Raw genomic sequence first — 17,699 nt, forward strand, 5'->3', positions numbered from 1 at the left:
GACCGAAAATGGGCGTTGAATGACTGACGGTTGGGGGGATGTGGCGAAGGGGCTCCGCAATGATGTTCCTTCGCCCCATCCGATGGGAGCAGTAGTCACGGGACGGGGGTCGTGTGCCTTCACCAGTGCAGCCGTACTTCTTTCTCAGTTATGCGCATACACCCAGGTACGGGCCGGGAGGACCCGATCCCGACATGTGGGTGGAGAGGCTCTTCCGTGATCTCTGCGGGCACGTCATGGCCCTCACGGACCTTCCCGCGGGATCCCCCGCGGGATTCATGGACCGCGAGATACGCTCCGGCGAAGGCTGGTCCGAACGACTCGGCTCCGCCCTCGCCTCCTGCCTCGTCTTCGTCCCGCTCTTCTCGCCCCGCTATTTCGCGAGCGAGATGTGCGGAAAGGAGTGGTACGCCTTCGCCCAGCGCGCCATCCGGCACGGCGCCCTGCACAACCGGCCCGCCGAGGCCATCGTGCCCGCCCTGTGGGTCCCCGTCCCGCCCGAGCAGCTGCCCGGACCGGCCGAACGCCTCCAGTTCAACCACAACACCTTCGGCGACCGCTACGTCACCGACGGCCTCTACGGGCTGATCAAACTCCGCTCCTACGCCGAACAGTACGAGCGCGCCGTGTACGAACTGGCCCGCCGCATCGTCCGCGTCGCCGAGTCCGTCCGCCTGGAATCCAGCCGCCCGGTGGACTACCGGGTGGTCCCCAGCGCCTTCGGACCCGGCCGTCGGGCGGGCGGCGGACTCGCCGCCCGCACCCTCCAGATCACCGTCGCCGCCGCCACCCGCCACGAACTCCCCGAGGGCCGCAGCCACGAGTACTACGGGGACTCCGCCCTGGACTGGAACCCCTACCACCCCGACTCCCGCCGGCCGGTGGCGCACGTCGCGGAGGAACTCGTCCGCAACCTCAACTACCGCACCTTCATGGCCTCCTTCGACGACGAGGTCGGCCACTTCGACAGCAAACAACCCCCCACCCGGCCCGAGATCCTGCTCGTCGACCGCTGGGCCATGGCGGACGAACAGCGCAGGCAGCGACTGGCCGGCTTCGACCAGGACCCCCGCCCCTGGGTCAGCGTCGTCGTGCCCTGGAACCGCATGGACCACCAGAGCCGCGCGAAGGAGACGGAGTTGACCCAACGGCTGGAAGACACCATGCCGGTCAAGATGAGCCAGGGCCGGGCCGCGTGCCGGGCCGCCGCGAACGGCGTCAACAACATGGAGACCCTCGGACAGATCCTGCCCAAGGTCGTCGAGGCCGCCGCCCAGCAGTTCCTCAGACACGCCCAGGTGTACCCCCCGACCGGCGGCGGACACACCGACCGCCCCCGGCTCGTCGGCCCCATGGGCATGACCGGCGGCCCGCCCCCGCCCCCACCGCCCGCCGGCCACCCGCCCCCCGCACCACGGTTCGACAAGCCCCACCGCGAACACGCGCTCCCCGAGTACGACGAGTTCGGTGACCACGGCCCCGATGCGGAGGACACGGATGACCACCAGTCGTGACGGACGCGTCGTCACCTTCTACTCCTACAAGGGCGGCACCGGCCGCACCATGGCCCTGGCCAACACCGCCTGGATCCTCGCCGCCAACGGCAAACGCGTCCTCGCCGTGGACTGGGACCTGGAGGCCCCCGGCCTGCACCGCTTCTTCCACCCCTTCCTCGACCCCTCCGTCCTCGGCGCCACCACCGGGGTCATCGACCTCATCACCGAGTACGCCTGGGCCGCCACCAGCCCCGTGCAACGCGCCGACGACTGGCACCGCGACTACGCCCGCGTCCAACAGCACGCCGTCTCCCTCACCCCCGAGAACCTGGGCTGGGAGTTCCCCGCGGGCGGCACCCTCGACTTCGTCTCCGCCGGCCGCCAGAACCGCGAGTACTCCGCCACCGTCTCCACATTCGACTGGGACAACTTCTACGACCGGCTCGGCGGCGGCCTCTTCTTCGACGCGTTACGCGCCGACATGAAGGCCCACTACGACTACGTCCTCATCGACAGCCGCACCGGCCTCAGCGACATCGCCGACATCTGCACCTTCCACCTCCCCGACGTCCTCGTGGACTGCTTCACCCTCTCCGACCAGTCCATCGACGGGGCCGCCGCCGTCGCCCGCCAGGTCCGCGACCGCTACGGCGACCGCGACATCCGGATCTTCCCCGTCCCCATGCGCATCGACGAGGGCGAGAAGGAGAAGGCCGACGCCGGACGCGCCCTGGCCCGCCTCAAGTTCGACCGCTTCCCCACCGGCCTCGCCGGCGACGAGGCCACCGCCTACTGGGGCGCCGTGGAGATCCCGTACCGCCCCTACTACGCCTACGAGGAGACCCTCGCCACCTTCGGCGACGAGGCCGGACTCACCAACTCCCTGCTCTCCGCCTTCGAACGGCTCACCGCCGTGGTCTCCGAGGGCGAGGTCACCACCATGCCCGCCATGGGCGACGAGGTCCGGCTGCGGATCCGCGACGCCTTCACCCGCCGCCGCCCCGCCCTGCCCGCCGACCTGTTCCTCTCCTACGTCGCCGAGAACCGCATGTGGGCCGACTGGATCGAATCCGTCCTCACCCGCGCCGGATTCCGCGTCGTCCCCCGGGACGCAGCCGCCGAACCGGTCTCCGGCGACACCCTCGGCGCTGGCCTCCACCTCGACAACCCGGCCCGCACCGTCGTCCTCCTCTCCGGCGCCTACCTCAAGTCCGCCCGCGCCGTGGACGTCCTCGAACGCGCCGCCGCCGAGGACCCCACCGGCGGCCGCCGCCACCTCGTCCCGCTCCGCGTCGGCGACGTCCGCCTCGGCACCCCCCACACCGACCGCAACCCCGTCGACCTCTTCCGCCTGGACGAGGCCCACGCCACCGCCGCCCTGCTGCGCGCCGTGGAACGCCCCGTCCAACTCGCCGAGGCCACCGCCCCCGGCCCCCGGTTCCCCGGCACCGTCCCCAAGATCTGGAACGCCCCGCCCCGCAACCCCGGCTTCACCGGCCGCTCCATCGTCCTGGAACGGATGCGCGACCAGCTCGGCGGCGGCATCTCCGTGGTCCTGCCGCAGCCGCAGACCCTCTTCGGACTCGGCGGCGTCGGCAAGACCCAGGTCGCCCTGGAGTACGCGCACCGCTTCATGGCCGACTACGACCTCGTCTGGTGGATCTCCTCCGAGCAGATCGACGACGTGGTCGCCGGACTCGCCGAACTCGCCGTCCGCCTGGGCGTGCAGACCGGCGAGGACATGTCCGCCGCCTCCCAGGAGGCCATCGACCTGCTGCGCCGCGGGGTGCCCACCGCCCGCTGGCTCCTCGTCTTCGACAACGCCGACGACCCGGAGGCCCTGAAGCGGTTCTTCCCGCCCGGCGGCCCCGGGCACGTCCTGGTGACCTCCCGGAACCAGAGCTGGTCCCAGTACGGGGACGCCCTGCCCGTGGACGTGTTCCTCCGCGAGGAGTCCGTGGAACACCTCCGGCGACGGGCCCCCGGACTCGGCCCCGAGGACGCCGACCAGGTGGCCACCGCCGTGGGGGACCTCCCGCTCGCCGTGGAACAGGCCGGGGCCTGGATCGCCGAGACCGCCACCCCCGTGGCCTCCTACCTCGAACAGCTCGCCCAGCAGGCGGCCCGCGTCCTCGCCCTCAACCAGCCCGCCGGCTACCCCGAACCGGTCGCCGCCACCTGGAACGTCTCCATCGAACGCCTCCAGACCCGCTCGCCCGCGGCCGTCCGCCTGCTCCAGCTCTGCGCCTTCTTCGCCCCCGAACCGATCTCCGCGAACCTCCTCTACAGCAAGGAGATGATCGACGCCCTCAAGCCCTACGACCCCTCCCTCCAGGAGAAGCTGGTCCTCGGCCGTGTCATCCGCGAGATCGGGCGCTTCGCCCTCGCCAAGGTGGACCAGGTCAGCAACAGCATCCAGGTGCACCGCCTGGTCCAGGCCGTCATCCGGGCCCAGCTCACCGAGGAGGAACAGCGCGAGGCCCGGCACGTGGTCCACCGGGTGCTGGCCGGGGCCCGGCCCGACGACGACGAACCGATAGACAATCCGGAGACCTGGCCGCGGTTCCACACCATCTGGCCGCACCTCACCCCCTCCGAGGCCCGCTTCTGCCGGGAACCGGAGACCCGACGCCTCCTCATCGACCGGGTCCGCTACCTGTGGAAGCGCGGGGACTTCAAGGCCGCCTACCAACTGGGCACCGAACTCCGCGACGCCTGGCGGGAAACCCTCGGCGACAACGACCTCCAGTACCTCTACCTGCGCTTCCACCTCTCCAACATCCTGCGCTCGCGCGGACGCTACGTGGAGGCCAAGGAGCTGGACGAGATCACCCTGGAACGGCAGATCGCCGCGCTGGGACCCTCCCACCCGCACACCTACATGACCACCAGCGGCCTGGCCATGAACCTGGGCGCCCTCGGCCAGTACGGCAAGGCCATGGACCTGGCCACCGCCGCGCACGAGGGCTTCGGACAGATCTTCCACGAGGCGCACCCGCGGACCCTGGCCGCCGCCAACAACCTGGCGCTGAACCTGCGCATGGTGGGCCAGTACGCCCGGGCCCGCGAGATCGACCAGGAGGTCTTCGACCGGCGCACCGAGGTGCTGGGGCCGGAGCACCCGTACACCCTGTCCTCGGCCCAGAACCTGGCCCGCGACCTTCGCGAGGTGGGGCGCTACGAGGACTCGGTGCAGCTGCTGAGCCGGGCGTACGAGACGTACAAGCGGACCCTGGGGCGTTCCTTCCCGGGCACGCTGTCGGCGGCGAAGAACCTGGCCGTGTCGTTGCGCCGGGCCGGGCAGCTGGAGGACGCGCTGCGGCTGACCACGGCCACCCGGAACCGCTACCGGGCCAAGTACACCTCGGTCAATCCGGACCTGCTGGCCTGCGACCTGAACCTGGCCTCGGACCTGTTCGCCACCGGGGACCCGCTCGGGGCCCGGGACACCGCCCAGGAGGTGGTGGACGAGTACATGAAGGTGCCGGGGGAGCGGCACCCGTACACCCTGGCCGCGATCAACAACCTGGCGGTGTTCCACTGGGGGTGCGGGGCCCCGGAGACCGCCGAACCGCTCCTGCGGCAGACGGTGCGGGTGATGCGGGAGGTGCTCGGGGAGAACCATCCCCACACCGTGTTCGCCGCCCTGAACCTGGCCAACGCCCACGCCGACCTCGGGGATCCGGAAGGGGCGCTGGAGCTGGAGCGGCGGGCGGTGGCGCGGCTGCGGGAGGTGTTGGGCCCGCACCATCCGGAGACCCTGGCGGGGGCGGCGAACATGGCCGTGAGCCTGGACCGGGTGGGCCGCAAGGAGGAGGCGGCCCGGCTGCGCGCGGACACGGTGGCCGAGCTCCAGCGGTTGCTCGGCGAGGACCACGGGCTGACCCGGTACGCCCGGGACGAGCGCCGGGTGCACCGGGACCTGGAGCCGCTGGCGGTGTAGGGGCGCGCGGGAGCGTGCGGCGGGGGGCCGGTGGGGACCGGCGGGGGCGGTGGGGGAGGGGCGGGCTTCGGGGCCCGTCCCCTCCGGTCGGCCGCCGCCCCGTCGGTCGTGGACGCGGGGCGGGGGTTCAGGCGGAGCGGCGTTCCGGGGCGCGGGGCGGGTAGAGGCCGCGGATCAGCCAGGTGAGGACCTCGGGCAGGGCCCGGAAGGCCGCGAAGTGGGCGGCGGTGGGTTCGAAGTCGGCGGTGGCGCCGGGGATCCGGCGGGCCAGCCAGCGGGAGTGGCCGACGGGGGAGAAGACGTCCTGTTCCCCGTGCCAGAGCAGGACGGGGCAGCGGATGTCGGCCGGGTCGAATCCCCAGGGGGTGGAGAAGGCGTGGATGTCGTCGAGCCATCCGTAGGCCGACTGCCGCAGTCCTTCGCGGTAGTTGCGCTCCAGCATGAGGCGCAGGCCCGCGTCGGAGACGATCACCCGGTCGTTGTCGGTGAGTTCCAGGCGCAGTTCCTCCAGGAGCCGGCCGGGGTCCCGGCGGATGGCGTCGGAGCGGGGGATGAGGCGGGCGGCGAGGTCGGCCGGGTCCACGGTGGCCGCGGTGTACTCGCGGACGTTGTGGCTGGTCATCCCCTCGAACCAGTCGAGTCCGTCGGCGTCGCGGGGGGCCAGGCCGACCAGGGTGGCGCAGCGGGTGACCCGGTCGGGCAGCAGGGCGGCGCAGGCGAGGGCGTGCGGGGCGCCGCCGGAGCGGCCGACCACGGCGAACTCCTCCAGTCCGAGGGCGTCGGCGATCGCGGCGACGTCGGCGGCGACGTCGGCCACGCTGCGGCCGGGGTGGCGGTCGGAGCCGCCGTAGCCGGGCCGGTCGTAGGTGATCAGCCGCATCCGGCGCTGGTAGAGGACCATGCCGCGGGGGGCCGGTCCGAGTCTGCTGCCGGGGGTGCCGTGGAGCAGGAACACGGGTTTGCCGCGGGGGTCGCCGAGGCTTTCCGTCATCAGGTGCCGCCCGTCCGCCGTGCGGATCCGACTGCGCACGCGGCTCCCTCCCTCGGGTCGGTTGAGGCCGTCATCGCGATTGTCCTCGGGCGGCCGGTGGTGCGGTAGGGCGCACTCTCCGGGAAATTCTTGTGAAAGTTTTCACAAGCGCACACGGGTCTTTGGTCCCCTGTCGTTCTCGCAGTTCAGCACGGGTGCGAGGATCCCGGCAAGGTGTCGGTACGGACTTTCGGCCCCCCGGGAAGGGGCTTTATCGGCGCCTCCGCTTCCGCTTTCGGGTGTGGAATTGAGACATCAGGAAAACGGGTCGCGATGAAGGAGTTCCTGCGATGGAGGCCAACGAGATGGTTGACGGACTGGTGCGGGGAGCACTCACCGCGCTCGACCGGTTCGCGACGTTCGACCAGGAGCAGGTCGACCACATCGTCAAGAAGGCGTCCCTGGCCGCGCTGGGCGCCCACGGCGAGCTCGCCCGCCTGGCCGTCGAGGAGACCGGCCGCGGCCTCTTCGAGGACAAGGCCGTCAAGAACCTCTTCGCCTGCGAGCACGTGGTCAACTCGATGCGCGGCCTGAAGACCGCCGGGGTGATCCACCGCGACGAACTGAACGGCATCACCGAGATCGCCGAGCCGGTGGGCGTGGTCTGCGCCATGACCCCGGTCACCAACCCGACCTCGACCACCCTCTTCAAGGCGCTGATCGCCCTGAAGACCCGCAACCCGATCATCTTCGCCTTCCACCCCTCCGCCCAGCACTGCTCGGCCGAGGCCGCCCGGATCGTGCGGGACGCCGCCGTGGCCGCGGGCGCCCCCGAGGACTGCGTCCAGTGGGTCGAGCAGCCCTCCATGGAGGCCACCGGCGCCCTGATGAACCACCCGGGCGTCTCCACCATCCTCGCCACCGGCGGAAACGCCATGGTCAAGGCCGCCTACTCGTGCGGGAAGCCCGCCCTGGGCGTCGGCGCCGGCAACGTCCCCGCCTACGTCCACAAGAGCGCCAAGCTCGGCCGGGCGATCCACGACATCGTCCTGTCCAAGGCCTTCGACAACGGCATGATCTGCGCCTCCGAGCAGGCCGTCATCCTCGACGCCGAGGTCTACGAGCGCGGCATCGCCGAATTCCGCCGGCTGGGCGCCCACGTGGTCACCGCCGCCGAGAAGACCAAGCTGGAGGAGTTCGTCTTCGGCACCACCGCCCACGCCGTGAACTGCGCCGGGGCCAAGCTGAACCCCGCGGTCGTCGGCAAGTCGCCGCAGTGGATCGCCGAACAGGCCGGGTTCACCGTCCCCGAGGGCACCTCCCTCCTCCTCGCCGAATGCGACGAGGTCGGCGAGGGCGAGCCCCTCACCCGCGAGAAGCTCTCCCCGATCCTGGCCGCCCTCAAGGCCCGCGACACCGCCCACGGCCTCGACCTGGCCGCGCGGATGGTGGAGTTCCACGGGCTCGGCCACAGCGCCGCCATCCACGCCGAGGACGAGGAGCTCGTCGAGGAGTTCGGGCGCCGGGTCAAGGCCGTCCGCGTCATCGCCAACTCGCCCTCCACCTTCGGCGGCATCGGCGACGTCTACAACGCCTTCCTGCCCTCGCTCACCCTCGGCTGCGGCAGCTACGGCCACAACTCGGTGTCGAACAACGTCACCGCGGTCAACCTGATCAACGTCAAGCGGATCGGACGGCGCAACAACAACATGCAGTGGTTCAAGGTCCCCCCGAAGATCTACTTCGAGCGCAACTCCATCCGCTACCTCGGCGAGATGGAAGGGATCACCAAGGTCTCCATCGTCACCGACAAGACCATGGTCGCCCTCGGCTTCGTGCAGAAGGTCACCGACATCCTCCGGGCCCGCGAGGGCGCCGTCAGCATCCAGGTCATCGACAACGTCGAACCCAACCCGGAGCTGGCCACCGTACGGGCCGGCGCCGCGATGATGCGGGAGTTCGGACCGGACACCATCATCGGCCTCGGCGGCGGCTCCCCGATGGACGCCGCGAAGATCATGTGGCTGATGTACGAGCGCCCCGAGGTCGAGTTCGCCGACACCAAGGAGAAGTTCTTCGACATCCGCAAGCGGGCCTACAAGTTCCCGGCCCTGGGCGACAAGGCCAAGATGGTCGCCATCCCGACCACCTCCGGCACCGGCTCCGAGGTCACCCCCTTCGCGGTGATCTCCGACCCCGCCGCCGCCCAGAAGTACCCGCTCGCCGACTACGCCCTGACCCCGAACGTCGCCATCGTCGACCCGGTCCTCCCGATGCGGCTGCCCGCCACGGTCACCGCCGACTCCGGCTTCGACGCCCTGACCCACGCCACCGAGGCGTACGTCTCCGCCTACTCCAACGACTACACCGACGGGCTCTGCCTCCAGGCCATCAAGCTGATCTTCGAGAACCTGGAACGATGCGTCGTCGACGGGGCCAACGACCCCGAGGCCCGCGAGAAGATGCACAACGCCTCGACGGTCGCGGGCATGGCCTTCGCCAACGCCTTCCTCGGTCTGGTCCACGCCATGGCCCACACCCTCGGCAACACCTTCCACGTGGCCCACGGCCGCACCAACGCCCTGCTGCTGCCCCACGTGATCCGGCACAACGGCACCGTCTCCCACAAGGCCACCCCGTGGCCGAAGGCCGAGGTCTACCGGGCCCCGGAGCGCTTCCAGGAGATCGCCCGGATGCTGGGCCTGCCGGCCGCCACCCCGGAGGAGGGCGTCGAGTCCTACGCCCGGGCCGTGGAGGAGCTGCGCGCCAAGTGCGGGATCCCCGCCTCCTTCGCCGAGGAGGGCGTGGACGAGCGGGAGTTCCTGGCGGCCCTGCCCCAGCAGGCCATGAACGCCTACGCCGACCAGTGCGCCCCCGCCAACCCGCGGATGCCGATGATCGACGACATGCAGCAGCTGATGCGGCAGGCGTACTACGGAACCCGCGAGGGCGCCCCGGCGGAGGAGGGCGGAGAGAGCGCCGGGTAGTGAGGCCTCACACCGCAACGCGACAGGTGACGCTGTAACCCCACCGGTCACATTGCACCGTCAAGCGTCACACCCCGCCACCCCCCGGCACGACGGCAGAGGGCCCGCCCGGAACCCCATGGTTCCGGGCGGGCCCTTTCCATCGCGTCCTCAGGTCTCCGGATCGGCGTCCGGGGCCAGGAAGCGACCCATCGGCAGCACCGGACGGCCCCAGGTGCTCGCGAGGACCTGCCCGGCCAGCAGGTACGTGGCCCCCAGCGCGGCCAGCAGCCCGCTCCAGCCGGTGATCCGCTCCCAGATCACCGACCCGGTGAACCCGCTCACCGTCATCGCCACGAACACCACCAGCACCATCGTGAAGGTGGACAGCAGCACCAGGTGGATCCGCCAGCTGCCCAGCCACAGCACGAACACCACGAACACCCACGGCAGTGTGAACAGCCCGCTCACGTCGCCGCGCAGGGCCGGGTCGGTCGCCGGCAGCACCCACTGCAACAGGCACGCCTTCGCCATCCAGAACAACCCGAAGCCGCCGAACACCGTGGCGTGCCAGGTGTCGCCGCGCTGCGCCTGGAACAACCCGGCCAGCAGCTGGGCCAGCCCGCCGATGAAGAACCCGACCAGCGGCAGGACCGAGTGCCCGAGCTTCTCCGGGAAGATCCCGGCGTCGATCCCCGTGGCGATCACCGTCACCACGATGAACCCGGTCAGGCCCAGCGCGCCGAGCTGCGCCTGCGCGCTGGGCTCCATCCGCTTGACGGAGACCGCCTGCGCGACCGGCCCCTGCCGGTTCCGGAAGTCGGACGGGCTCACCGGGCACCGCTCGGGGCCGGGGCGTCCCCGCCCGTGCCACCCGCGCCGCCGATGCCCGTACCGCCCGTGCCGGTACCGCCTGTGCCGGTACCGCCCGTGCCCGGGCCGTCGGTGCCGTCCGGGAGGCCGCTGCCCACCGCCGCCCCCGGCCGGCCCTTGCGGAACACCGCGCAGGCCAGGGTGACCGCCGCCCCGAGCACCGCCCACGCGGCGAGGACCAGCATCGCGGGACCGGCGTCATTGCCCTTGAAGTAGGCGATGGACCGGGCGGCGTAGGTGCCCGCTCCCGGCGGCAGTGCCGGTCCGATGTCCCGCCAGAAGGCGGGCAGCAGCGGGTACGGGTACGCGCCGCCCGCGCTCGGGTTGCCCAGCACCACCACCAGCAGGATCGCCAGCCCGATGCCGACGACCCCGGCCAGCCCCTGGAAGGCCAGGGTGATCGCCCCGACCGCGAAGACGATCAGCGAGCCGAGCCCCCACAGGCCCCAGATGCTGCCGGGCAGGGCGCCCAGCACCGGCCCGGCGATCACCGCGCCGAGGAGCCCGGCCACCACCGCGTACCCCAGCAGGGCCCCGAGCCGGATGACGGCGCGGGCGGAGTTCGCGGGCCGGGCCCCGGCGCTGATGGCGAGGATCGCGGCGCACAGGTAGCCGCCCACGCACCAGCCGACCACGAGGTAGAAGGAGGACAGGCCGCGGGCGTCGCCCTTGTCGGCGGGGGCCACGTCCACGATCCGCACGGTCCGCTTCTGGGTCCCTTCGGCGAGGGTCACCACCTCCGCCACGGCCTGGGACAGGGATGCGCCCGCTCCGCTCGCGACCAGCAGCCGGTCGGTGGTGCCGCGCGGGTCGATGATCAACGCCCCGTCCACCTCGCGGTTGCGGATCTGGTCCCGGGCGGTGGCCTCGTCCGCGACGGCGCGCGGGTCGAGGGGGTCGCCGGGCAGCTGTCCGAGCTGCCGCACCGACTGCTCGGTGAGCTGGGCCACCGGGCTGGTCACCGCCAGCGGGATCTCATGCGGTTTCGGTTGGTGGAAGGCGCCGATGTAGGAGGTGATGAAGGCGAGCTGGAGCGCCAGTACCCCGATGACCAGCAGCGCTGCCCGGGTGGTGACGGCGTCCTTGATCTCCGCGAGGAAACCGCGGGAGGGCTCTGCGTCCGTCTGCGTCATGCCCCCACGCTCCGCGCGCGCGGCGGCTCCCGCAGCAGGGGAGGGCCGAACGGATGATCCCCGACCGGCCGGCGGACGGGCGGCCCCGGAGCCCCGCCCACCGCCGGCCCGGCCTTCCCGCTCCTCGTCCACGGCCCGCCCGCCGCCGTGATGTACCCGCGATGCACCCGCCGCCCGATCGGCGCACCCGCCCGACGCGCCCCGCCGCCCGTTCCGCTTACGGCCCGCCGAGACCCCGGTGCTCGTGCCGACCGCCCGGATTCCCGGCCGCTCCCACCGTTTCCCGCCCGCTTCCCGCCCTCACTCCGCCGGCCCGGACCCGTCCCTCGTCCCGCCCCGCGGCTCCCTCCGGAAGCCGGCGAAGAAGCTCGAACACGTGTGTCGTACGTACGTTCGAAAGTGGTCTATGGTGGAAGGAGGGGAGGTGGTCAGCCGGAGGAAGGCCCCAGGAGGGCCGCGGAGAGCAGGAGGCGTGGGTGCCCGGTTTCACGCATCTGCACACCGTTTCCGGTTTCTCCGCGCGGTACGGCGCCTCCCACCCCGAACGGCTGGCCGAACGCGCCGCCGAACGGCAGCTGGACGCCCTCGCCCTCACCGACCGCGACACCCTCGCCGGCGCCGTCCGCTTCGCGAAGGCGTGCGCGGCGGCCGGGGTCCGCCCCCTGTTCGGCACCTGCCTCGCCACCGCCCCCGCCCCGGTGCCCGCCCCGCCCGGAGCCGCGGGCGCCCGCCCCGCCACCGAACGCCGCCGCACCCCCGTCAAGGGCGGCGCCTTCGTGGACGAGTCCGCCCCCCGCGCCCGCTTCCTGGCCCGCGACGGAGCCACCGGCTGGGCCGAACTGTGCCGCCTGGTCACCGCCGCCCACGCCGGGGCCGCCGCCCGCCCCCTGCTGCCCTGGGAGGACAACCACGGCGAGGGCCTCCTCGTCCTCCTCGGCCCCGACTCCGAGGTCGGCCGGGCCCTGGCCGCCGGGCGTCCCGACCGCGCCGCCCGGCTCCTCGCCCCCTGGCGGGACCGGTACGCCGACTCCCTCCGCCTGGAAGTCGTCCACCACGGCCTCACCGGGACCGGACCCGGCTCCCTGCGGCTGGCCGCCCGTACCCTCGGCTTCGCCGCCGAACAGGGCGTACCGGCCGTCCTCAGCAACGCCGTCCGCTACGCCGACCCGGGCCAGGGACCGGTCGCCGACGTCCTCGACGCCGCCCGCCGCCTGGTCCCCGTGGACCCCCGCGGCCCCCACGACAGCGGGGAACGCTGGCTCAAGGACACCGCCGCCATGACCGCCCTGGCCACCCGCGTCGCCGAGGCCGCGGGCGGCCGCGCCCGGGACGCCCGCGCCCTCCTCGCCCGCACCCTGGACGACGCCGCGTCCTGCCGGGTCGACGCCGAGGACGACCTCGGCATCGGCTCCGTCCACTTCCCCGAACCGGCCCTCGCCGGAGCGGGCCGCCGCACCGCCCAACGCGCCCTGGCCTCCCGCTGCGCCGCCGGCATGGTCCTGCGCGGCTACGCCGACCGGCCCGCCTACTGGGACCGGATGCACCACGAGCTGGGCATCATCGCCCACCACGGCTACGCCTCCTACTTCCTGACGGTCGACCGGGTGGTCCGGGACGTCAAGGAACTCGGCATCCGGGTCGCCGCCCGCGGCTCCGGCGCCGGCTCCCTGGTCAACCACCTCCTCGGCATCGCCCACGCCGACCCGGTGGAACAGGGCCTGCTGATGGAGCGGTTCCTCTCCCGGCGCCGCGCCGTGCTCCCCGACATCGACATCGACGTGGAGTCCGCCCGCCGCCTGGAGGTCTACCGCGCGATCCTCGCCCGCTTCGGACCCGAACGCGTCGCGACCGTGGCCATGCCCGAGACCTACCGGGTCCGGCACGCCATCCGCGACGTGGGCGCCGCCCTCTCCCTGGACCCCGCCGAGATCGACCGGCTCGCCAAGTCCTTCCCGCACATCCGGGCCCGCGACGCCCGCGCCGCCCTCGCCGAACTCCCCGAACTGCGCGGGGTCCGCGCCGAACGGCACGGCCGACTCTGGGAGTTGGTCGAAGCCCTCGACGCGCTGCCCCGGGGCACCGCCATGCACCCCTGCGGGGTCCTCCTCTCCGACGCCTCCCTCCTCGCCCGCACCCCCGTCGTCCCCACCAGCGGCGAGGGCCTGCCCATGTCCCAGTTCGACAAGGACGACGTGGAGGACCTCGGCCTGCTCAAACTCGACGTCCTCGGCGTCCGCATGCAGTCCGCGATGGCCCACGCCGTCAGCGAGGTCGAACGGGCCACCGGGCGACGCCTCGACCTCGACGACCCCACCCAGGTCCCCCCGGGCGACGAGGCCACCTACCGCCTCATCCGCTCCGCCGAGACCCTCGGCTGCTTCCAGATCGAATCCCCCGGCCAGCGCGACCTCATCGGCCGACTGCGCCCGGAGACCTTCCACGACCTGGTCGTGGACATCTCCCTGTTCCGCCCCGGCCCCGTCGCCGCCGACATGGTGCGGCCCTTCGTCGAGGCCCGGCACGGCCGCGCCCCCGTCCGCTACCCCCACCCCGACCTGGAGGGACCGCTCCGCGAGACCTACGGGGTGGTGGTCTTCCACGAGCAGATCATCGAGATCCTCGACATCATGACCGGCTGCGGCCGGGACGAGGCCGACCGGGTCCGCCGCGGCCTCTCCGACCCCGGCTCCCAGGGCCGCATCCACGCCTGGTTCACGGAACGCACCGCCGCCCGCGGCTACCCGCCCGAGGTCACCGCCCGCACCTGGGAGATCGTCGAAGCCTTCGGCTCCTACGGCTTCTGCAAGGCCCACGCCGTGGCCTTCGCCGTGCCCACCTACCAGTCCGCCTGGCTCAAGACCCACCACCCGGCCGCCTTCTACGCCGGGCTGCTCACCCACGACCCGGGCATGTACCCCAAGCGCCTGCTGCTCGCCGACGCCCGACGGCGCGGGGTCCCGGTGCTGCCGCTGGACGTGAACCGGTCCGCCGTCACCCACCGCGTCGAACCGGTGCCCGGCCCCCCGACCACCTGGGGACTGCGCCTCGCCCTCTCCGAGGTCCACGGCATCAGCGCCGCCGAGGCCGCCCGCATCGCCGAAGGCCGGCCCTACGCCTCCCTCCTCGACTTCTGGGACCGGGCCCGCCCCGGCCTCCCGGTGGCCGAACGCCTCGCCCGGGTCGGCGCCCTGGACCCCTTCGGCGCCAACCGCCGCGACCTCCTCCTCCATCTCACCGAACTCCACCGGTCCCGCCGCGGCCGCGCCGCCCACGGCGACCAGCTCCCCCTCGGCGGCGGCCACGGCACCGCCCCCCTCGGCCTGCCCCCGCTCGACGACGCCGAGCGGCTCAGCGCCGAACTCGGCGTCCTCGGCATGGACACCTCCCGGCACCTCATGGACGACCACCAGGAGTTCCTCACCGAACTCGGCGTCCTCCCGGCCCGACAGCTGCGCACCGCCGACCACGGGCAGACCGTCCTGGTCGCCGGGGCCAAGGCGGCCACCCAGACCCCGCCGGTCCGCTCCGGTCGCCGGGTCATCTTCACCACCCTCGACGACGGCAGCGGCCTCGTCGACCTCGCCTTCTTCGACGACAGCCACGAGGCGTGCGCCCACACCGTGTTCCACTCCTTCCTGCTGCTGGTCCGCGGAGTGGTGCAGCGGCGCGGACCGCAGAGCCTGACCGTGGTCGGCGCCGCCGCCTGGGACCTGGCCGAACTGACCCGGCTGCGGGCCGCGGGAGGCCTGGAGGCGGTCGCGGCCCGACTGGCCGAACCGGCCCCGGTGGCGGACCCCGGGTCCGGCCCCGAAGCGGGGGAGGGGCGGCGGATCCGCATGCCCACCGGATACGAGATGAACCCCTGGGCGGACCTCCGCCCCGCCGGCGAGGACCCCGCCACCGGCGGACGCCGCCTCTGGCACGCCAGCCCGGGGAGCGCGGGATGAGAGGGGAACAGGGGACGACCGGGGAACACGGGATCGCCGGCGAGCGCGGGATGACCGGCGAGCGCGGGATGGCCGGGCGCGCGACGGCCGCGGGCACGAAGCGCCCGGACGCGGGCCGTCCCGACACGGGCCGCCCGGACGTGAGCCGTCCCGACACGGGCCGCCTGGGCACGGGCCGCCCCGACGTGGTGCGCGACGCCGGGGCGGCGGCCGCCTCCGTGCTGTGCGTCCGGATGCGGCGGATCGACGGCGCGCCCCTGGACACCGCCGCCCACCACGGGGTCCTCGACCTGCTCACCGGACTGACCCCCGTGGTGCAGGCCCTGCCCCCGGAGGGCGCCCTCGCCGACGTCCGGGGCGCCCTGCGCTACTTCGACTGCGACCCGGTGCGACTGGCCGCCCTCCTGCGGGTCCGCGCCCTGGCCCGATACGGGGTGGAGTGCGCCGTCGGCGCCGCCCCCAACCCCCTGCTGGCCCGGCTGGCCGCCCGCGGGGCGGAGCCCGGCCGTACCCTGCTCGTCCCCGGACACCCCGCAGCCGTCAGGGAGTTCCTCGCCGGGAAACCGGCCGCCGCCCTCGACGGGGTCGGCCCCCGTACCGCCCGCACCCTCGCCGGGTACGGCCTGGACACCGTGGACCGGATCGCCGCCGCGCCCCTGCCCGTCCTCCAACGGATCCTCGGCGCCCGCGCCGGCCGCGAACTCCACGAACGCGCCCACGGCATCGACCGCACCCCGGTCCTGCCCGGCGCCCCCGACCGCTCCCTCGCCGCCGAACGCCCCTTCGGCCACGACGAGACCGACCCCGACCGGCACCGGCGCGCCCTGCTCTCCCTCACCGAGGAGCTCGGCGCCCGGCTCCGCTCCCGGGAGCAGGTCTGCCGGAGCCTCACCCTGACCGTCCGGTGCGCCGACCGGACGACCGTCACCCGCACCCGCACCCTCGCCGAACCCACCGCCCACTCCGTGGCCCTCACCGCCACCGCCCGGACCGTGTACGAATCCCTCGGCCTGCAGCGCGCCCGGGTCCGGGTCCTGGGGCTGCGCGCGGAGGGCATCGGCCCCGCCGCCCGCGCGGCCCGGCAGCTCAGCCTCGACCCGGAGGACGACAGGGCCCGGCGCATCGAGGCGGTGACCGACCTGGTCCGGGCGAAGTTCGGCCCCGGAGCCGTCCTGCGGGGCACCCTCGCGGCCTGACCGCCCTCCGCACCACCCCGCCCGGCCGTCCGCCGCGCGCGCGACCCCCGACCGTACCGACGTACGGGCGGACGCACGCATGTGCCGGCGTCGCGCCGGAGATGACGACGCGCCAGTTTTTACCGACGCGTAACTTCCCACCGGATGCTACTCGCCCGTAATTTGGCGGTGCAGCTCACCTTGTGATCCGGATCACGGGCGAATCCCCCATCGCGTTCCTTTCCCCCGCAAGGAGACCATCCGATGCTGCCCTGGAGACGACTCCTCCGGCCCCTCGCCGTCCTCGCCCTCGCCGCGGCCGTCCTCGTCCCGGTACCGGCCCAGGCCGCCGACGCCCCCAGCCGCGGCTGGAACAACTGGTCCTGCAAGCCCTCCGCCGCCCACCCCCGCCCCGTGGTCCTCGTCCACGGCACCTTCGGCAACTCCGTGGACAACTGGCTCGGCTTCGCCCCCTACCTGGTCAACCGCGGCTACTGCGTCTACTCCCTGGACTACGGCCAGCTCCCCGGCGTGCCCTTCTTCAACGGGCTCGGACCCATCGAGAAGTCCGCCCAGCAGCTCGGCACCTTCGTGGACCGGGTCCTCGCCGCCACCGGCTCCGCCGAGGTCGACATGGTCGGCCACTCCCAGGGCGGCATGATGCCCCGCTGGTACCTGAAGTTCCTCGGCGGCGCCGCCAAGGTCAACGCACTCGTCGGCCTCGCCCCCGACAACCACGGCACCACCCTGCTCGGCCTCACCAAGCTGCTCCCGTACTTCCCCGGCGCCCAGGACCTCCTCACCACGGCCACCCCCGGCCTCGCCGACCAGATCGCCGGCTCCGACTTCCTCAACCGGCTCAACGCGGGCGGCGACACCGTCCCCGGGGTGGCCTACACCGTCATCGCCACCCAGTACGACGAGGTCGTCACCCCCTACCGCAGCGGCTACCTGACCGGGCCGAACGTCCGCAACGTCCTGCTCCAGGACCTCTGCCCGCTGGACCTCTCCGAGCACGTGGCCATCGGCCTCACCGACCGCATCGCCTTCCACGCGGCCGAGAACGCCCTCGACCCGGCGAACGCCGAACGGACCACCTGCGCCTCGGTCTTCGACACCCCCTGAACGGGACGGGCCCGGTCCCCCCGAAGGGAACCGGGCCCGTGAGCCGGTCGACCGGCCCGTCGGCCGCCGTC

Annotated in this window: 9 protein-coding genes; 6 read left to right on the top strand and 3 right to left on the bottom strand. The window is 73.1% G+C overall.

Going from position 1 to position 17,699, the window contains the following annotated elements:
- Positions 1–113 precede the first annotated feature (113 nt).
- Together ABTZ17_RS17420 and fxsT are read left to right on the top strand one after the other, a co-directional pair.
- Positions 114–1,514 (top strand): TIR-like protein FxsC, encoded by a 1,401-nt coding sequence (locus tag ABTZ17_RS17420; RefSeq protein ID WP_502994719.1) that lies wholly within the window; start codon positions 114–116, stop codon positions 1,512–1,514.
- Positions 1,498–5,439: an FxSxx-COOH system tetratricopeptide repeat protein gene (fxsT, locus tag ABTZ17_RS17425; protein ID WP_352196495.1), complete on the top strand. Its 3,942-nt coding sequence runs from the start codon at positions 1,498–1,500 to the stop codon at positions 5,437–5,439. The genes ABTZ17_RS17420 and fxsT overlap by 17 nt, the downstream gene beginning before the upstream one ends.
- A gap of 127 nt (positions 5,440–5,566) precedes the next feature.
- Here fxsT and ABTZ17_RS17430 read toward each other — a convergent pair whose 3' ends face one another.
- Positions 5,567–6,469, bottom strand: a complete 903-nt coding sequence (locus tag ABTZ17_RS17430; RefSeq protein WP_352196496.1) for an alpha/beta fold hydrolase — start codon at positions 6,467–6,469, stop codon at positions 5,567–5,569.
- A 290-nt stretch (positions 6,470–6,759) separates the two neighbouring features.
- On the opposite strand from ABTZ17_RS17430, the gene adhE reads away from it, so the two are divergent.
- Entirely contained in the window at positions 6,760–9,396 is a 2,637-nt protein-coding gene (gene adhE, locus ABTZ17_RS17435; RefSeq protein WP_352196497.1) for a bifunctional acetaldehyde-CoA/alcohol dehydrogenase, read from the top strand.
- Positions 9,397–9,546: 150 nt separating this feature from the next.
- On the opposite strand, the gene ABTZ17_RS17440 is transcribed toward adhE, so the two are convergent.
- On the bottom strand, positions 9,547–10,209 hold the full coding sequence (locus tag ABTZ17_RS17440) for an acetate uptake transporter (RefSeq protein WP_352196498.1): 663 nt from the start codon (positions 10,207–10,209) through the stop codon (positions 9,547–9,549).
- Positions 10,206–11,381: an ABC-2 transporter permease gene (locus ABTZ17_RS17445; RefSeq protein WP_352196499.1), complete on the bottom strand. Its 1,176-nt coding sequence runs from the start codon at positions 11,379–11,381 to the stop codon at positions 10,206–10,208. The genes ABTZ17_RS17440 and ABTZ17_RS17445 overlap by 4 nt, the downstream gene beginning before the upstream one ends.
- Before the next feature lie 476 nt (positions 11,382–11,857).
- Here ABTZ17_RS17445 and ABTZ17_RS17450 point away from each other — a divergent pair, with 476 nt between their 5' ends.
- The 3 genes from ABTZ17_RS17450 (at position 11,858) to ABTZ17_RS17460 (ending at position 17,628) form a co-directional block, all read left to right on the top strand.
- The gene (locus ABTZ17_RS17450; protein ID WP_352196500.1) at positions 11,858–15,328 is read left to right on the top strand and encodes a DNA polymerase III subunit alpha; all 3,471 of its coding nucleotides are present in this window, start codon (positions 11,858–11,860) and stop codon (positions 15,326–15,328) included.
- A gap of 233 nt (positions 15,329–15,561) precedes the next feature.
- Positions 15,562–16,524, top strand: coding sequence for a DNA polymerase Y family protein (locus tag ABTZ17_RS17455; protein ID WP_352196504.1), 963 nt, complete (start codon positions 15,562–15,564; stop codon positions 16,522–16,524).
- Between the two features lie 243 nt (positions 16,525–16,767).
- Positions 16,768–17,628 (top strand): esterase/lipase family protein, encoded by an 861-nt coding sequence (locus tag ABTZ17_RS17460; RefSeq protein ID WP_352196501.1) that lies wholly within the window; start codon positions 16,768–16,770, stop codon positions 17,626–17,628.
- The last annotated feature ends 71 nt before the right edge of the window (positions 17,629–17,699 follow it).

Source organism: Streptomyces sp. NPDC097619 (assembly GCF_040302735.1).
Taxonomy (GTDB): domain Bacteria; phylum Actinomycetota; class Actinomycetes; order Streptomycetales; family Streptomycetaceae; genus Streptomyces.